Annotated in this window: 13 protein-coding genes; 11 read left to right on the forward strand and 2 right to left on the reverse strand. The window is 63.5% G+C overall.

Annotated features, from left to right (window positions below; genetic code table 11):
- Positions 1–13 precede the first annotated feature (13 nt).
- From ACNHGR_RS02010 to ACNHGR_RS02045, 8 genes are all read left to right on the forward strand, one after another.
- Entirely contained in the window at positions 14–859 is an 846-nt protein-coding gene (locus ACNHGR_RS02010; protein WP_475283924.1) for an XrtA system polysaccharide deacetylase, read from the forward strand.
- On the forward strand, positions 856–1,926 hold the full coding sequence (locus tag ACNHGR_RS02015; RefSeq protein WP_475283925.1) for a FemAB family XrtA/PEP-CTERM system-associated protein: 1,071 nt from the start codon (positions 856–858) through the stop codon (positions 1,924–1,926). The genes ACNHGR_RS02010 and ACNHGR_RS02015 overlap by 4 nt, the downstream gene beginning before the upstream one ends.
- 63 nt (positions 1,927–1,989) lie before the next feature.
- Positions 1,990–3,063: a FemAB family XrtA/PEP-CTERM system-associated protein gene (locus ACNHGR_RS02020; RefSeq protein WP_184271231.1), complete on the forward strand. Its 1,074-nt coding sequence runs from the start codon at positions 1,990–1,992 to the stop codon at positions 3,061–3,063.
- A complete protein-coding gene (locus ACNHGR_RS02025; protein ID WP_475283926.1) occupies positions 3,060–4,286 on the forward strand; it encodes a TIGR03087 family PEP-CTERM/XrtA system glycosyltransferase in 1,227 nt (408 codons plus the stop codon). The genes ACNHGR_RS02020 and ACNHGR_RS02025 overlap by 4 nt, the downstream gene beginning before the upstream one ends.
- 17 nt (positions 4,287–4,303) lie before the next feature.
- Positions 4,304–5,818: an exosortase A gene (xrtA, locus tag ACNHGR_RS02030; protein ID WP_475288298.1), complete on the forward strand. Its 1,515-nt coding sequence runs from the start codon at positions 4,304–4,306 to the stop codon at positions 5,816–5,818.
- Positions 5,819–5,889: 71 nt separating this feature from the next.
- Positions 5,890–7,785: an XrtA/PEP-CTERM system amidotransferase gene (locus ACNHGR_RS02035; protein ID WP_475283927.1), complete on the forward strand. Its 1,896-nt coding sequence runs from the start codon at positions 5,890–5,892 to the stop codon at positions 7,783–7,785.
- Between the two features lie 68 nt (positions 7,786–7,853).
- The gene (locus tag ACNHGR_RS02040; protein WP_184271243.1) at positions 7,854–9,203 is read left to right on the forward strand and encodes a sugar transferase; all 1,350 of its coding nucleotides are present in this window, start codon (positions 7,854–7,856) and stop codon (positions 9,201–9,203) included.
- A 1-nt stretch (position 9,204) separates the two neighbouring features.
- Positions 9,205–10,335, forward strand: a complete 1,131-nt coding sequence (locus ACNHGR_RS02045; RefSeq protein ID WP_475283928.1) for a glycosyltransferase — start codon at positions 9,205–9,207, stop codon at positions 10,333–10,335.
- Between the two features lie 24 nt (positions 10,336–10,359).
- Here ACNHGR_RS02045 and ACNHGR_RS02050 read toward each other — a convergent pair whose 3' ends face one another.
- Together ACNHGR_RS02050 and ACNHGR_RS02055 are read right to left on the reverse strand one after the other, a co-directional pair.
- Entirely contained in the window at positions 10,360–12,060 is a 1,701-nt protein-coding gene (locus ACNHGR_RS02050; RefSeq protein ID WP_475283929.1) for an amidohydrolase, read from the reverse strand.
- The gene (locus ACNHGR_RS02055) at positions 12,057–12,926 is read right to left on the reverse strand and encodes an NAD(P)-dependent oxidoreductase (RefSeq protein ID WP_475283930.1); all 870 of its coding nucleotides are present in this window, start codon (positions 12,924–12,926) and stop codon (positions 12,057–12,059) included. Before ACNHGR_RS02055 ends, ACNHGR_RS02050 begins: the two co-directional genes overlap by 4 nt.
- Before the next feature lie 194 nt (positions 12,927–13,120).
- Between ACNHGR_RS02055 and ACNHGR_RS02060 the strand changes: the two genes are divergently transcribed.
- From ACNHGR_RS02060 to ACNHGR_RS02070, 3 genes are all read left to right on the forward strand, one after another.
- Positions 13,121–14,368, forward strand: a complete 1,248-nt coding sequence (locus ACNHGR_RS02060; RefSeq protein WP_184271256.1) for a threonine ammonia-lyase — start codon at positions 13,121–13,123, stop codon at positions 14,366–14,368.
- A gap of 118 nt (positions 14,369–14,486) precedes the next feature.
- Entirely contained in the window at positions 14,487–15,305 is an 819-nt protein-coding gene (locus ACNHGR_RS02065; RefSeq protein ID WP_184271259.1) for an arginyltransferase, read from the forward strand.
- Positions 15,306–15,444: 139 nt separating this feature from the next.
- On the forward strand, positions 15,445–17,976 hold the full coding sequence (locus ACNHGR_RS02070) for a sensor domain-containing protein (RefSeq protein ID WP_475283931.1): 2,532 nt from the start codon (positions 15,445–15,447) through the stop codon (positions 17,974–17,976).
- The last annotated feature ends 26 nt before the right edge of the window (positions 17,977–18,002 follow it).

Raw genomic sequence — 18,002 nt, forward strand, 5'->3', positions numbered from 1 at the left:
AAGTTGGAGTGTCATGCAGAACGCCCTGTCTGTCGATGTCGAGGACTGGTTCCAGGTTGGCGCGTTCGAGCGTACGCTCAAGCGTGCCGATTGGGACGGCCTGACCCACCGGGTCGAAGGCAATACCGACGCGGTGCTGGACCTGTTCGCGCAGGCGGACGTCAAGGCGACCTTCTTCACGCTGGGCTGGGTGGCGGAACGCTATCCCGCATTGATGCGGCGCATCGCAGAGGCGGGGCATGAGGTGGCCAGCCATGGCTATGACCATGCGCGCGTCTTCACCTTCACGCCGGAAGAATTCCGCGCCGATTTACGCAAGGCGCGCACGATCTTGGAAGATGCGAGCGGGCAGGCGGTGACCGGCTATCGCGCGCCGAGCTTCTCCATCGACCCGCGTACGCCCTGGGCACATCCGATCCTGGCGGAGGAGGGCTATCGCTATTCCTCCAGCGTCGCGCCGATCCGGCACGACCATTATGGCTGGCCGGATTCTCCGCGTTTTGCCTGGAAACCGGTCGAGGGATCGCCGCTGGTCGAACTGCCGGTGACGACCGCAAAATGGGGCAAGCGCACTTTGGCGGCGGGCGGTGGCGGCTTTTTCCGTCTGTTGCCCTATGGCTTTTCGCGCTGGGCAATCCGTCAGGTCAATGAGCAGGCGGGCCGGCCCGCGATCATCTATTTTCACCCCTGGGAAATCGATCCCGATCAACCGCGCGTGGCGGAGGCACCGTTGCGGTCGCGGCTGCGCCACTACAGCAACCTGTCGGTAATGGCGGACAAGCTGCGCCGCCTGACGCGCGATTTTGCCTGGACCCGCGTCGATGCGCTGGCCGATGCTGAAGCAGCACGGGCGTCATGATGATCGGCAATGCCGCCGATTTGGCGGTCATAATGATAGATGTGAAGGATGCGCCGCAGGCAGAAGCGGCGGACGCCTTCGTCGCGGCGCATGTTGACGGTACGCCTTTCCATCGGAGCGCCTGGCTGCGCGCCATCACAGACGCGACCGGTCACCGCGCACTCTTGCTGGCGGCGGTCGCGCCGTCGGGGGATATAAAGGGGGTGCTGCCGCTCCATCATGTGAAGAGTCGGTTGTTTGGCGAGGCACTGGTGTCGGCTGGTTTCGCCGTCGATGGCGGTCTGCTGGTCTCCGATGACCGGGCACTGGCGCCTTTGGCCGCTGCCGCGCAGCAATTGGCGCAAGACAAGGGTGGGGTGTCGGTAGAATTGCGCGGTGGACCGGCGCCGGGCTTCGAGTGGCGCCAGCGCGCGGGCGAATATGTGGGCTTCGCCCGGCCTATTGCCGCCGATGATGAGGCGGAGTTGCTGGCGGTGCCGCGCAAGCACCGCGCAGAACTGCGCAAGGCGCTGGGCAATCCTGCGCTCAGCGTCGAGGTTGGGCGGACCGACCGGCTGCTGCGCGACCATTATCATGTCTATGCGACCAGTGTCCGCAATCTCGGCACGCCGGTCTTCCCTGCAAAGCTGTTCAAGTCGGTGTTGCAGCATTTCGGCGAGGATGCCGACTTGCTGGTGGTGCGGGATGGTGACCGGCCAGTGTCGGCGGTCCTCTCGCTCTATCATCAGGGACGGGTGATGCCCTATTGGGGGGGCGGTGTTGCCGAAGCGCGCCGGCTGCGTTCCAACGAACTCATGTATTATCGGCTGATGGGGCATGGCCGCACGCGCGGCATGACCCATTTCGATTTTGGCCGGTCCAAGGCTGGCAGCGGACAGGCGGCGTGGAAGAAGAGTTTCGGGTTCGAACCAGCCCCGCGTGTCTATCATATATGGTCGGCGGATGGTGCGGGCCGAGACGTCAATCCGACAAGTGCCAAATATCAGCGGCGGATCGACCTCTGGAAGCGATTGCCATTGCCCGTCGCCAACCTGCTGGGTCCGATGATTTCACGGGGTCTTGGCTGAAACACATACCAAATATTCAACCCTGGCCCATAGGATCGGGACAGGGGTACAAGGGAAACGTCCATGAATGCAATAACCGGTCTGGGCGTCGTCATCGACGAAGCGCGACTGTCTGATGGCGCGACGGTCGCGGAACTGGACGCATGGATATTGGCGCATCCGGATTCGACGCCTTTTCAGCGGCCCGGCTGGATCATGGGCGTGGAGGCCGGCACCGGCCAGAAGGCGAAGATGCTGGTCGCTCGCCTTTTCGGCCGGGAGATTGTCGGTGTGTTGCCGCTGACGTCGGTGCGATCCGCTCTGTTCGGCAGGGCGTTGGTGGGCAGTGGCTTTGCCGTGGATGGCGGAATATTGTCCACCGATCGCAAGGCTGGGCCGGCGCTGGCCGACGCTGCCTGGACGATGGCGGAACGGCTGGGGTGCGACACGATGGAACTGCGCGGTGGCGAAGCACCCCGTGGTGCGGCATGGCAGGAAAAGGCGGACGCCTATCTGGGCTTTTCCCGGCCTCTGGCGGCCGATGACGAAGCGGAACTGAAGGCTGTCCCCAAGCGGCACCGGGCCGAAATTCGCAAGGGGATCGGCAATGACCTGACCTTCGAAATGGGGCGGGATAAGCGACTGCGCGACATTCATTACCGTCTATACGCACACAGCGTTCACAATCTGGGCACGCCGGTCTTTCCCCGTGCGCTGTTCGAAGGAATCATGGACCGCTTCGGCGAGGATGCCGATATTGCCATGGTGTCGAAGGATGGCGTGCCGCTGTCGGCCGTCATCAGCCTCTATCATCGTGGCGCCTGCATGCCCTATTGGCATGGCGCCGCGGACGGGGCGCGGGCGATGCGATCCAATGAATTTCTCTATTTCAGCCTGATGCGCGCTGCGCGGGAACGGGGCTGCACCATCTTCGATTTCGGTCGGTCCAAGGTCGGCACCGGTCCGGCTGCCTGGAAGAAGACATGGGGTTTCGAGGGCGAACCGCTCGGCTATCATCTGCGCACCGCGCCAGGCAAGGAAACCCGCGACGTCAATCCGCTCTCGCCCCAATATCGGCGCAAGGTCGAATTGTGGAAGAAATTGCCGGAACCGATTGCGAACCTGATCGGCCCGCATATCGCGCGGGGGTTGGGATGAGCGGCGATATTCTTTTCCTCTGCCATCGCATCCCTTTCCCCCCCGATCGGGGTGACAAGATCCGATCCTATCATCTGCTGAAGCGCCTGGCCGAGTTTGCCCCGGTCCATGTCGGCTGCTTCGCCGACGACGATCGTGACATGGGTTTTGCAACGGAAATGGCGCAGGTCGCCACCAGCCAGTGCGTGCTGATGCGCGACCGGTCGAAGGTCGTCGCCGGGCTGACCGGCCTCGCAAAGCGGCAATCGCTGCTCATATCGCTGTTCGATCATCCCGGACTGCATCGCTGGGTGGCGCAGGCATTGGCGGAGTTGCCTATCCGGGCCGTCGTCGCCTATTCGGCGCAGATGGCGCATTTCGTGCCCGTCCTGCCGCCGGACGTTCGCTTCCTGATGGATTTCGTCGATTTCGATTCCGCCAAATATGCGACCTATGGCGCGCAGGGCAACGGGCCGATGGGTTGGATCAACCGGCGCGAAGGTCGAGTGCTGCTCGACTTCGAGCGGCGAACGGCGGCCCGTGCCGACATCAGCAGCTTCGTGAGCGAGGCGGAAGCAGCGCTGTTCCGCGACGCCTGCGGCCTTGGTCCTGACCGGGTTGTGGCAATCGAAAATGGCGTCGCCCTCGACTATTTCGATCCCGCCGCTGCGTTCCCGTCGATCGAACGAGGGGAAGGGCCGTTGCTCGTCTTCACCGGGCAGATGGATTATCGCCCCAACATCGAGGCGGTAGAGAGTTTTGCACGCCAGACCCTGCCGGCGATCCGCACGGTCCATGCCGATGCGCGCTTTGCGATAGTCGGGCGCAATCCCGCAAAGTCGGTGGAGGCGCTGGCGGATCTGCCGGGCGTGATCGTGACCGGTGGCGTGCCTGATGTGCGTGGCTGGCTGGCGGCCGCGGATGTCGTCGTCGCGCCGCTCCGCATCGCACGCGGCATCCAGAACAAGGTGCTGGAGGCGATGGCGATGGGGCGGCCGGTGGTCGCCTCTCCACAGGCGGCCGAAGGCATTGATGCTATCGACGATGTGCATTTTCTGGTCGCGGCCAATCCGGCAGAGGAGGCCGCCCGGATCGTCGCCCTGCTGGCCGATCCGGCCCATGCCCGGCGGCTCAGCCTTGCCGCACGGGCACGGATGGAGGAACGCTATCGCTGGTCCGCCACGCTGGGCCATCTGCCGGAGCTGTTGTTCGGACAGTCTGCCGCCGGCGTGCAGGCGCCGTGACCGATCGCGCCATCCCGATGGACCGGCTGCCGCTCACGGATCTGGCTGGCTGGCGTGGTCATCTGACGGCGCTGGGTGTTGTCGCCTTTGCGATCCTGGCGCTGTTCTTTGCCGATGTGCACAGCATGGTTTCGATCTGGTGGAATGCATCCACCTTCGGTCATTGTCTCTTCGTCCCCTTCCTCATTGCCTGGCTGGTGCAGCAGCGCATGCCCGGTCTACGCCAGTTGGAGCCGTTGGCCTGGGCGCCGGGTCTGTTATGGCTGGGTCTAGGGGCCTTCGCCTGGTTGTTGGGTGCGGCGGCCGGCGTGGCCATGGTCCGTCATGGTGCGCTGGTCCTGATGTTGCAGGGCGCGACCATAGCCCTGCTGGGGCCGGCGGTGTCGCGTGCCTTGCTCTTTCCGCTCTTCTACGCCTTTTTCATGGTACCCTTTGGCGAGGAGATCGTGCCGCCGCTGCAATTGGTGACGGCGCGGCTGGCCATGCTGCTGCTCGACCTGTCGGGCGTGCCGGCGCATATGGAAGGCATCTTCATTACCACCCCGACCGGCTATTTCGAGGTGGCGGAGGCCTGTTCGGGCGCCAAGTTCCTGATCGCCATGACCGCTTATGGCGCGCTGGTCTGCAATGTCTGTTTCCAAAGCTGGTCGCGCCGCGCGGTGTTCATGACCGGCGCCCTTTGCCTGTCGGTGCTGGCCAATGGCGTGCGCGCCTTTGCCACCATATTGGTCGCGCATCTGACGACGGTGGATGCGGCCGTAGGCTTCGATCATGTCGTCTATGGCTGGGTCTTCTTCGCGATTGTCATGATCGTGGTGATGGCGGCGGCCTGGCCCTTCTTCGATCGCAGGCCCGGCGACCCCTGGTTCGATCCACGTGCGTTGCAGGGCGCCGTTCGTGGGCCTTCGCGGGCGGGTGTGATGGCTGGCGCGGCGCTGGCCATGATCGTCGCCGCTCCGCTCTGGCTCGCGGCGACCGCCGCCGCTGCCGACCCGTTGCCGTCGGTACTGAACATACCTCATGTTCGGGGTTGGACGCGTACCGCCGCGCCTCAGGCCTATCCATGGAAGCCGCGTTTCGATGGTGCCGATCATTTCGTCATCGGCCGTTACGCCAACGGACGAGGGCAGGTGGTCGATCTCGCCATTGCGGCCTATGCGGCGCAGGGGGAGGATCGCAAGCTGGTCGGCTTTGGGCAAGGTGCCGCCGATCCTGACAGCGAATGGGTGTGGTCGTCACCCGCGCGCGCGCCGCGTGGTGCGCGGGGTGAGCAGATCACTGCGCCTGGCCCGGTCGTGCGTCATGTGGTGAGCTTCTATCGCGTCGGCCATGGCGCCACGACCGGCAGCCGGCCCGCGATCAAGATGGCGACGATGAAGGCGCGGCTGCTGGGACAAGACCAGCGCGCCGTGGCAATATTGGTATCCGCAGAGGAAGGGGAAGGGCGGTCGTCCGATGCCGCCATCAGTGCTTTCCTGACAGATCTGGGAAATGTGCAGGCTCTAGCAGATCTTAGCGTCGGTATCCGATAAAAGGACAGGGCTTCGACAGGCTCAGCCCGAACGGGGTATGATTTGCCGGGCGATCCATTAAGGGCCAAATTATGTGCGGTATAGCGGGCATCTTCCATCTCGAAACGGCAAAGCCCGTGGACCCGGCTCGGGTACGGGCAATGCTGGACATCATGCCGCATCGCGGCCCCGACGGCAGCGGTATCTGGACCGCGCCCGGCGTGGGTCTGGGTCACCTCCGCCTGTCGATCATCGATCTGGAATCCGGCGCACAGCCGATGCTGACCGAGGATGAAAGCCTGACGGTCGTGTTCAACGGTGAAATATACAATTTTGCCGAGGTGCGCGCCGAACTGGAAGCCAAGGGCCATGTCTTTCGCACCCATAGCGATACCGAAGTCATCCTGCACGGCTATCGCCAATGGGGCGAGGATTGCGTGCAGCGCTTCAACGGCATGTTCGCCTTCGCGCTGTTCGACGCGCGGGCGCAGGCACTGTGGCTGGTGCGCGATCGCTTGGGGGTCAAGCCGCTCCATTATGCGCTGCTGTCCGATGGCAGCCTGATCTTCGGATCGGAACTGAAGAGCCTGCTCGCCCATCCGCTGCTGCGCCGCGCGCCGGACCTGTCGGCGGTCGAGGATTATATGGCCTATGGCTATGTGCCCGACGATGCCTGTCTGGTCGCGGGCGTGCGCAAGTTGGGGGCAGGCGAGATGCTGCGACTGGTGCGCGGACGTCCTTTGCCGCAGCCGCAGCGTTATTGGGACGTCAGCTTCGCCGACCGCACCAAGGCAAAGCCGGAGGCGCTGGAGGAAGAACTGGTTGCGCTGATGCGGCAGGCGGTGCGATCACGGATGGTTGCTGACGTGCCGCTGGGCGCGTTCCTGTCGGGTGGTGTCGACAGCAGCAGTGTGGTCGCGCTGATGGCAGAGGCGTCCAATCAGGCGGTCAAGACCTGCACTATCGGCTTCGACGTCGCCAGCCTGGACGAGACGGCCTATGCTGATCGCATCGCACGGCGTTTCGCCACCGATCATCGGACCCGGATCGTATCACCGGATGATTATGGGTTGATCGACCGGCTGGCTTTTCATTTCGACGAACCCTTTGCCGACGCCTCCGCGCTGCCTACCTTCCGGGTGTGCGAACTGGCGCGCGAACAGGTGACGGTGGCGTTGTCGGGTGATGGCGCCGATGAGGCATTCGCCGGCTATCGCCGCCACCGTTTCCAGATGCAGGGTGAGCGCTTTCGCTCGCTGATGCCGGCATCGGTGCGTCAGCCTTTGTTCGGAACGCTGGGCAAATATTATCCCAAGGCCGACTGGGCGCCGCGGGCGTTGCGCGCCAAGACGACATTTCTCGAACTGGCGGGGGAGGGCGGGGAAGCCTATGCCGCCTCGGTTGGCGTGACACCGCATGCCTTGCGCCAGCGCCTGTTCAGTCAGGAGATGAAGAGTCGGCTCGGCGCCTATCGGGCGGAGGACCGCTATATCAGGGCGATGGCGGATGCGCCGGCGCGCGATCCGCTCGACCGGGCGCAATATGCCGACATCCGTATATGGTTGCCCGGCGATATCCTGACGAAGACCGACCGGATGAGCATGGCCGTCAGCCTGGAGGCGCGCGAGCCGCTGCTGGATCATCGGCTGGTCGAATTCGCCGCTCGCCTGCCGGTAGCGCAGCGGATTCGCGGCAATAGCGGCAAATATCTGCTGAAGAAGGCGATGGAGCCGTTCCTGCCGCAGGACATTCTCTATCGTCAGAAAATGGGGTTCGTCACGCCGATCAGCGCCTGGTTCCGCGGCGCGCTGGCAGGTGAAGCGACGGCAATTGCCGGCGGATCGGCGCTGGCGAAGACCGGCTGGTTCGATACATCCATGTTGGCCAAGATGGCGGCCGATCACCGGTCCGGCGTGTCGGATCATGGCCGGTTGCTGTGGCAGTTGCTGATGCTGGACAAGTCGCTGACCCGACTGTTCGGGACTTGATCGCCTACCCCTTGCAACGCGCCGCCCGCGGTGCCAACGGGGCATATGACGATTAGCAGGGCGCAGCAGTGACAGTCTCCAAGGAAATCGTGCGGCTGCGGCTTTATCTGCTGTGTCTGGCGGGTGACATGGCGGGCCTGTTCTGCGCTTTCCTCGCCGCCAACTGGTTTGTGCTGGGCGCGCTGTGGGGGGAGCCGGGCAAGCCGCATGGCCTTGTGATGTTCGCCATGGTCGCGCCGCTTTACGCGCTGCTGGCGGTGCAGGGCGGCGCCTATGGCATCAACACGCTAGACCGGGTGCGCCGTGGCATTGTGCGCGCACTCTGGGCGCTGGCGCAGGCGGCGTTGCTGATGCTGCTGATCGTCTATCTGGGCAAGATTGCTGAGCAACTGTCGCGTCTGACTTTTATCACGGGACTGGCATTGGGGGCGGTTGCAGTATCGCTGGTGCGGCTGGCGGTCGCGCGGCTGGCGCTGAGCTTGCTGGGGGACGTGCCGCATCTGACCGCTGTCATCATGGACGGCGTCACGATCGAAGCTGGCCCGCATATGGACGTGATCGAGGCGGACGCCGCCAATCTCCATCCCGAACGGCATGATGCCGACATGGCGGCGCGGCTGGCGGCGGCGGTCGGTATGGCGGAGCGGGTAATCGTAGCCTGCCCGCTGGAGCGGATGGACGATTGGTCGGCGGCGCTAAAGTCGCTGTCGGCGCGGGGCGAAATTGTCGTACCCGAACTGCTGCGTTTCGCGCCCGCGCGCGTCGATGAATTTGACGGTCAGCCTACGATCATCGTTGCCGGTGGTCCGCTGCATTTCCGCGATCGCCTCATCAAGCGATTGTTCGACCTGATCGTGGCCACGGTTGCCACGATCCTGCTGTCGCCCATTCTGATCGCCGCCGCGCTGGCGGTAAGGCTAACCAGCCCCGGCCCGGCGCTGTTCCGCCAGCCGCGCATCGGCAAGGATGCCCGTCCCTTTGCCATCTACAAGTTCCGGTCGATGCGGGCCGAGGCGAGCGACCATAAGGCTGCGACTTTGACGAAGCGTGACGATGATCGGGTCACCCGCGTGGGTGCCTTTCTGCGCAAAACCAGCATCGATGAACTCCCGCAACTGTTCAACGTGCTGAAGGGCGACATGAGCATCGTCGGTCCGCGTCCCCATGCCGCTGCCGCAAAGGCGGGCGACAGCCTCTATTGGGAGGTCGACGCGCGTTATTGGGAACGACACTGCATCAAGCCGGGCATGACCGGGCTGGCGCAGGTGCGCGGTCATCGCGGCTCCACCGACCATCATCAGGATCTGATCGACCGGCTTCAGTCGGACCTGGAGTATGTCAGCGACTGGTCGATCTGGCGCGACCTGCGGATCATCATCGCGACGCTGGGCGTGCTGGTGCATCACAAGGCCTATTGAGATGGCGACCAACCTGATCCTTGCCGCGATCCTTCTGTTCTGCCTGATCGTAGTGGCGTGGCCGTTCCTCTTCTATCCGCTGATCCTGCGCCTGCTGCCGACACGGGCGGAGGTGCAGGTCGAAGGCGCGGCGCCAAGCGCTTCCCTGCTGTTCTGCGCCTATAATGAGGCGGCGGCGATGCCGGAGAAACTGGCTAATCTGGCGATGCTGAAAGCGCGGCATCCGGGCCTTGAGATACTGGCCTTCGATGATGGATCGTCGGACGGTACCGGCGATCTGATCGCGGCGCAAGACGATCTGGTGACGTTGCTGCGCGGACCGGGGCGCAGTGGCAAGGCGCATGGAATGAAGCAGATGGCGGCGCTCGCGCAGGGCGATGTGCTGATCTTCACCGATGCCAATGTGCTGTTGGACGTGGAAGCGATCGACAATCTGCTGGCCCGCTATGCCGACCCGCAGATTGGCGGCGTGCTGGGATCGCTTCATTATATCGGCGCGGAAGACAGCGCGACGGCTTCAGTCGGCTCGCTCTACTGGCGGATCGAGGAGAAACTGAAGGACGAGGAATCGCGTACCGGCAATGTGCTGGGGGCGGATGGCTCCATCTTCTCGATCCGGCGCGATCTTTATCCCGAATTTCCCGACAGCGTGCTGGACGATCTGACCGTGTCCATGGCAGTGGTCTTTGCCGGTCGGCGCCTCGTCAAGGCGAAGAATGTGATCGCGCGCGAACGGCTGGTGACCGCCCGCAAAGATGAGTATCGGCGCAAGGTGCGGATCGCCGCTCGCGCATGGCATACCCATGCGCATCTGCGCCCGCAATTGCGGCGCATGGGTGCGATCGATCGCTTCAAATATGCCTCGCGCAAAATACTGCGCTGGTTTGGCGGGCTGTTCATCCTGATCGGCGCAGTGGCGGCAGGTACTTTGGCGATGCGGATTTCGCCGGCGCTCTATCTGGTCGGCGCGCTGGGCGTGGCGCTGGTGATCTGGATCGGCATGCGGGCGAAGAGCGGGCTCTTCGCGGCGCTGGTGGATGTGCTGATCGCCTATGCGGCAACATTACAGGGTGTGGCCAAGGCTATGACAGGACGCACGGTCACGGTGTGGAACCCCGCCCAGTCACGCTGACCGGCGTGCTAGGCGGGGTCGGATTTACTGACCCCTCACATAGACTCGCTTGCCGCCGATCCAGGTTTCCAGCACCTGCGTCTGGCGGATGTCGGCGGGGCGCGACGTGGAAATGTCACGGTCGATGAGCAGGAAGTCGGCACGCTGGCCGGGGACCAGGCTGCCGAATTTCTTTTCGGCAAAACCGGCATAGGCGGCCTGGCGAGTGAACCCGTCCAGCGCAGCTTCGAAGCCGATTCGCTGTTCCGGTTTCCAGCCGCCTGCGGGTTCGCCCTTGGCATCCTCGCGGCTCATCGCCACGGCGATTCCCGCAAAGGGGTTGGGGCTTTCCACCGGCACATCGGAGCCGAAGGCGAGGGGGACGCGATTGTCCAGCATCGTCTTCCAGGCATAGGCACCGTCGAGCCGGGCTTCGCCGAGACGGGCCGTGGCCATGCGCCAGTCGGACGCTTCATGCACCGGCTGCATGGATGCGATCGCGCCTAGCGGACCGAAGCGTGGCAGGTCGGTCGGGCTGATGATCTGCGCATGCTCCACACGCCAGCGCCGGTCGCCCTTATAGGTGTCGTTCAGTTCCTCGATCGCGTTCAGCAATTCATGATTGGCCGCGTCGCCGATCGCGTGGACCGCGACCTGGAAATTGTCCATCGCCGCCCGGCTCATATAGTTGCGTAATTGGGTGTCGGGAATCATCGGCAGGCCGCGCTGACCCGGGGCATCCGCATAGTCGGCGCGGAGCCAGGCACCGCGTGAGCCCAGTGCGCCGTCCAGCAGCAGCTTCACGCCGCCCATGCGCAGATGATCGTCATAGAGCCATGGCGTTGGTTCCGGCCCGGCGATCAGCACCATATTGTCGATGCCATAAGCGTAGGACATGATCCGTACGCGCAACCCGCCACGATCGGCGGAACGACGGAAAGCCTGCCAGTCTTCTATGCTGGTTCCCATGTCGGCAATGCCGGTGATGCCGACGGCCAGCAATGCGCGCTGTGCCTTTTCCAGCGCGATGTCGCGATCCTTGGGAGCGGGCGGCGGCACGACACGCTGGATCAAGTCCATCGCCTTGTCGACGAATACGCCCGCCGGTTTCCCGCCTGCCATCTCGATCCGGCCGCCCATCGGCGCCTTGGTCGCGGCCGTGATGCCCGCCGCGCGGATCGCGGCGCTGTTGGCCCAGCCGGCATGGCCGTCGATCCGTTCCAGCCAGACGGGCATGTCGCCAACGGCGGCATCCAGTTCGGCGGCGGTGGGAAAGCGGCCAAGCCCCCATTGTTCCTGGTTCCAGCCTGTGCCGATGATCCACTTGCGGCTGTCATTGGCCTGCGCATAGGCGCGGATCTTCGCCTGCGCTTCCGCCAGCGAATGCGTGTCCGACAGGTCCAGCGTGATGAGCGACAGGCCATAGCCCATGACATGCCCGTGCGCGTCGATCAGGCCCGGGATCAGCGTCTTGCCGCCAGCATCCATCTTGAATGACAACGCCTTGGGCCGTTCGGGCCAGGGCTGGCCCTTTTTCGGCTTTTTGGGCTTATATTCCGGTTCCTTGTAACGCTCGGTCAGCAGCTTTTCGACCTTGCCGTCATCGTCGATCTGCAAGGCGACGAAGCGGACGACCTTGCCACTGGCGTCGAGCGCGATGCCGTTGACATTGTCGATCACGCCGGACGCGAGCGCGGGCATGGGCAGGGTGAGCGCGACGATGGCCGCTAGCCAGGCAGGCTTCATGCGCGCGTAATCCGCCGTACCAGCGCGCTGGTATCCTGCCGGCTCCCGCCCAGTGCCTGCACATCGGCATAGAATTGATCGACCATCGCCGTCACCGGCAGGGTCGCGCCGTTTGCACGGGCCTCTTCCAGCGCCAGCCCCAGATCCTTGCGCATCCAGTCGACCGCGAAACCGAAATCGAAACTGTCATCTGCCATTGTCTTCCAGCGATTTTCCATCTGCCAGCTTTGCGCCGCACCACCGGAAATCGCCTCGAACACCTTGTCGAGGTCCAGTTCGGCTGCCTGCGCGAAGCGCAGCGCTTCCGACAGGCCCTGCAACACGCCGCCGATGCAGATCTGGTTCACCATCTTGGTGGTCTGGCCGGTGCCGGCCGTGCCGACATGGACGATCCGCGCGGCATAGGCCTGCATCACCAGCTTCGCTGCCGCGACTGCTGGCTCGCTGCCACCGCACATGATCGACAGCTTGCCATTTTCGGCGCCGGCCTGGCCGCCCGACACGGGTGCATCGACGCTATGGATGCCGCGGCTTTCGCCCTCCACGAACAACTGTCGCGCGATCCGGGCCGAGACTGTGGTATGGTCGATGAACAGGCTGCCTTCCTTCATCGTCCGGAACGCGCCTTCGCGGCCCAGCGTGATCTGCGACAGATCGTCGTCATTGCCGACGCAACTGATGACGATATCCGCCTCTTCGGCCGCCTTGGCCGGTGTGATCGCCACTGCGCCGCCATAGGCTTCCGCCCAGAGCTTCGCTTTGCCGATGGAGCGGTTATAGACGGTTAGGCTATGCCCCGCCTTGGCCAGATGTCCTGCCATAGGGCCGCCCATGACGCCCAGCCCGATAAACGCGATATTAGCCATATGCCTCGTACATCTGGAGCAATTTCAAGTCGGATTCACATCCGACGATTCAGAAATTGCGGAAAACAAAAGACAATGAAACATGATCCTACGGTTATCCGCCCTATCATGCCTTAGCGTGCGCCCCTGCCATAGGGCCAGTTTTACGTCAGTGCCAGTTTCTTCGCCCGCAATTTTCGTTTAGGGGCGCGCTCATGACTACGCTCGCAAAGATCGAAAGCGCCCTGCCGCTGCCCATCACCGTCGATGACATCCTTGCCGCCCGGACCCGCATTTCGGGTTCGATCGTCAAGACGCCGACGCTGATTAGCCAGACGCTTTCCAACATGCTGGGTTGCAACGTCTATCTGAAATTCGAAAATCTCCAGTTTACCGCTGCCTATAAGGAACGCGGCGCACTCAATCGCCTGCTGCAACTGGATGATGCGGCGAAAGCCAAGGGCGTGATCGGCGCCTCGGCCGGCAACCATGCGCAGGGCCTTGCCTATCATGGCAAGCGGCTGGGCGTGCCGGTTACCATCGTGATGCCTACGACGACTCCCACGGTGAAGGTGACGCAGACGCAAGGTCATGGCGCGACCGTGGTGCAATATGGTGAGAAGTTCGACGATGCCTATGCCCATGCGCGCCTGCTGGAGGTGGAGCAGGGCCTGACCTTCGTTCACCCCTTCGACGAGCCCGACGTCATGGCCGGGCAGGGGACGGTGGCGCTGGAAATGCTGGAGGATGCGCCGCAGATCGACACTTTGGTCATTCCGATCGGCGGCGGCGGCCTGTTTTCGGGCATGGCGACGGCGGCGCGGGCGATGAAGCCGGATATCCGTCTGGTTGGCGTGCAGGCCGAACTTTACCCGTCCATGTATGATTTCATCAAGGGCGCGGACCTTGCCTGCGACGGCGACACGCTGGCCGAAGGCATCGCGGTCAAGCAGCCTGGCGAAATCACCCGGCGTGTGGTCGAGCGGCTGGCGGACGATATCTTGCTGGTCACCGAACGGCGGCTGGAGGAGGCGGTGAGCCTGCTGCTCCAGATCGAGAAGACCGTGGTGGAAGGCGCCGGCGCGGCAGGGCTGGCTGCTTTGCTCACCTATCGCGAGCAGTTTGTCGGGCGCAATGTCGGCCTTGTGCTGACCGGCGGCAACATCGACACGCGGCTGCTGGCCAATGTTTTGCTGCGTGACCTCGCCCGTTCGGGCCGTCTCGCGCGTCTGCGCATCATCCTCCAGGATCGCCCCGGCGCGCTGTTCCATGTCGCCCGCATCTTCGATCAGGAAGCGGTCAACATTCTGGAACTGGCGCATCAGCGCATCTTCACCAACCTCCCGGCCAAGGGCCTTAGCCTGGACGTCGAATGCGAAACGCGGGACCGGGCGCACCTCCAGCGGCTGATCGCGGCGCTGGGTGAAGCAGGCTATGAGGTCGCCCCGATCGAAGTTGCGTAAGAGCGGGACAAGTATCTCCGTTTTTTCGTGGTAAACGCTCTTTTCAGGGGGGCGGCGTGACGGCATATATCTGAAACATGATCGAACCCTGCCGTCACCATGAATGGGAGCCTGGAGCGTGACTGCCGCTTTTCGTTTTCCCCGTTTCTTTGTGACCAATCCGTCGCCTTGCCCCTATCTGCCGGGCAAGAGCGAGCGGAAGGTGTTCACTGAACTGAACGGCGACAATGCGGCGGAATTGAACGATGCGCTGGGGCGAATCGGTTTTCGCCGCAGCCAGAATGTCGCCTATCGGCCCAGTTGTGCGGACTGTTCCGCCTGTGTGTCGGTGCGGGTTGTGGCCAATGAATTCCAGCCCAATGCCACCCAGCGCAAGCTGATCCGGCGCAATAGCGACCTGATCGTCACGGCTTGCAAGCCCTGGTCGACCGAAGAACAGTTCGCTTTGCTCCAGCGCTATCTGGTCGATCGCCATCCCGGTGGTGGCATGACCGAGATGGACGAGATGGACTTTGCCGACATGGTCGAGCAAACGCCGGTCGACAGCTATATCATCGAATATCGCGAACCCGGCTTCGATGGCCGCCCCGGCAAGCTGATCGGCGCCTGCCTGACCGATCGGCAGGGCGATGGCCTGTCCATGATCTACAGTTTCTTCGATACGACGCTGGAGCATCGGCCGGGTCTGGGTAACTATATCATCCTGGACCATATCACTCGGGCAGCCGGGGCCGGGCTGCCCTATGTCTATCTGGGCTATTGGGTCGATGGGTCGCAGCGGATGCAATATAAGGTCCGTTATCGCCCGCTGGAAAAGCTCAGTCGGGCCGGCTGGGTGCGCTTTGATCCGCATGAACAGGCGCAAGCCATTCGCAGCGTTCAGCAGCGCGACGAGCCGCCGCTGCCGATCGAACTGGCAGGCATGTTCCGCAAATAGCGTCGAACAGGTTCGACCTTAGTCTAAGTTGCTGAATAATATTGGCGGCGTAGATGGATCAACTTAGTCAATTTGTTTAACTTTCTTTGCTAGCTCCTCTTCATGCGCGGAGAGAGAGACATCAGATCGGGGGCGGCTTATGGACCGCTTTGCTGATCGGAGATTTCACGACCTGAGGTTGACGCCGGGCGATGATATCGTTGCGCAACAATTATTCCTGCATCGTAATGATCTTCTGTTCTCGCCGGTTTTCGATCGTGTGTCGCCGCCCTTGCTTCGCTGGGTCGCGGATCGTCGCGGCCGGCTGATCGCGGTCGAACGGGAAAGCAGCCGCTTTCGACCGCGATTCGCGGCTGACCCGATCGGCTTTGGCTGGCGCGCGCTGTTGTCTGCCGCTGACAGGCGCACCTTGCTCAAGGCTGGCCGTTCCAGCGATCGGCCGCAAGCGCTCACCCTGTCGCTCCGCTGCGCCGACGGCCAGGACCGTTGGTGCATGGTTCGCATGGCCTGCGTCGAAGGGGCGGGGCAACCGCGCTGGTATGGCACGGTGGAGGATGTGCATGAGCGGCACGACCGCGATTCTCGCGCGCTGGCAGCCGCTCTAGCCGAAAGCCGCGAACATTATCGATCCTCGGTGGATCTCAGCCCTCAAGTGCCCTGGACCGCCAGTCCAAGGGGTAGCATTGAGGAGGTAGGACCGCGCTGGTTCGATCTGACCGGGATGGCCCCGGACAAGGCGTTGGGCACTGGCTGGCTGGGCGCGCTGCATCCTGACGATATGCAACGGACGGTGGCGGTGTGGAGCGGTCATCTGGCCAGCGGCGCACCGGTGGATATCGATTATCGCATTCGCTTGCGCGACGGTGGCTATCGCTGGATGCGGGCGCGCGCTTCGGCCCGCCGTGATCCGTCCGGCGCGATTCTGCGTTGGTACGGGACGTTGGAGGATGTCCATGCCGAGCGTCTGGCGCAGACGGCACTCAGCGATAGCGAGGAGCGTTTCCGCCTGGCAGTGCAGTCGGCGCGGCTGGGAATCTGGGATTTCGATTGCGTCACCGGCACCCGAACCTGGTCGGACGAGTTTCGTCGCATGCTGGGGCTGGAGGAGCATCAGCCTGCGACGACGGAACTGGCGCTGTCGCTGGTGCATCCCTGTGACCGGGATCGGCTGAAATATATGTTGGAAGCCGTCGCGGCCGGAACGCTGCCGCCGCATTTCGAGGCGACGTTGCGTATCTATCGCGCCGACACGGGGGCTTTGCGCTGGATTCGTAGCACGGGATGGATGACGCGTTCGGATGCCGGGCGGCCGCTGCGGATCATCGTCACTTTCCGCGACGTCACCGAAGAACATGATGCCGACGAGCGCATCCGCTGGGCCGCGACCCATGATCCGATGACGCGGCTGCCCAACCGGACGTTGTGGCAGGCGGCGCTGGAGGAGATGGCGGCGCGGGCACAGGCGGAAGGGCGGACCTTCGGCCTGCTGCTGCTCGACATAGATGATCTCAAGCGTACAAATGATGCGATGGGCCATGATGCCGGCGATGCCCTGCTTTGTGCCTTTGCGCAGCGGCTGGCATCGGTGGCGCCGGCCGATGCCGTGCTGGGGCGGCTGGGCGGCGACGAGTTCGGACTGGTAGCCCCCTCCTTGTCGGATAGCGCAGCGCTGGAGCGATTGAGTGCGACCTTGATCGACAATGTCCGCACGCCGCACGTGCATCAGGGGCGATCGCTCGATTGCGGTGTCAGTATCGGCGGCGCGGTGTTTGGCGTGCATGCCGACCGGGCGGAGGATCTGCTGAAGGCGGCCGATCTGGCGCTTTATGCCTCGAAAGGCGCGGGGCGAGGGCGGCTGACGCTGTTCCAGTCCACCCTGCGCGCGCAGGCGCAACAGCGGAGTTCGATGATCCGAATGGCGCGGCAAGTGGTCGCGGAACGACTGGCCACACCCTTCTACCAGCCGCGTATCGACATGCGTAGCGGTCAGGTGCTGGGCTATGAGGCGTTACTGCGCTGGCATCATCCCCGCATGGGCGTGCAATTGCCCGGCACGATCGCCGCGGCCTTCGACCATGCCGAGATTGCGGTGGCGCTGACCGGGCAAATGCTGGATGCGGTTCTGGTAGACCTGCAATGCTGGCTGCGGGCGGGCTTTGATCCGGGGCGCGTGGCGATCAATGCGGCGGCGGCGGATTTTGCAAGTGGGGATTTCGCCGATCGTGTTTTGAGCCTTTTGGACCGGGCCAATGTGCCGACGGCGCATTTCGAGATAGAGGTGACGGAAAGCGTGTTTCTGGGCCGTGGCGCCGATCAGGTCGGCCATACTTTGCAGCATTTTGCCGATGCCGGTGTAAGGATAGCGCTGGATGATTTCGGCACCGGCTTTGCGTCACTTACCCATTTGAAACAATATCCGGTCGATGTTCTGAAGATCGACCGCAGCTTCGTCAGTCATATCGAGCAGGATGCGGGCGATGCCGCGATCGTCGACGCGATCGTGAAACTGGGCGGCAGTTTCGGGATGGAGGTAGTAGCCGAGGGCGTGGAAACCGCGGCTCAGGCCGACTTCCTGCTGCATCAGGGCTGTATCGTCGGGCAGGGTTTTTACCTTGGTCGCCCCCAGCCGGTCACGGCCTTTTCGCCACCGAAGGCGGGTTTGCAACAATAGGCCGGACCCGAAGGCCCGGCCCGATC

The organism is Sphingobium sp. RS1 (assembly GCF_056156825.1).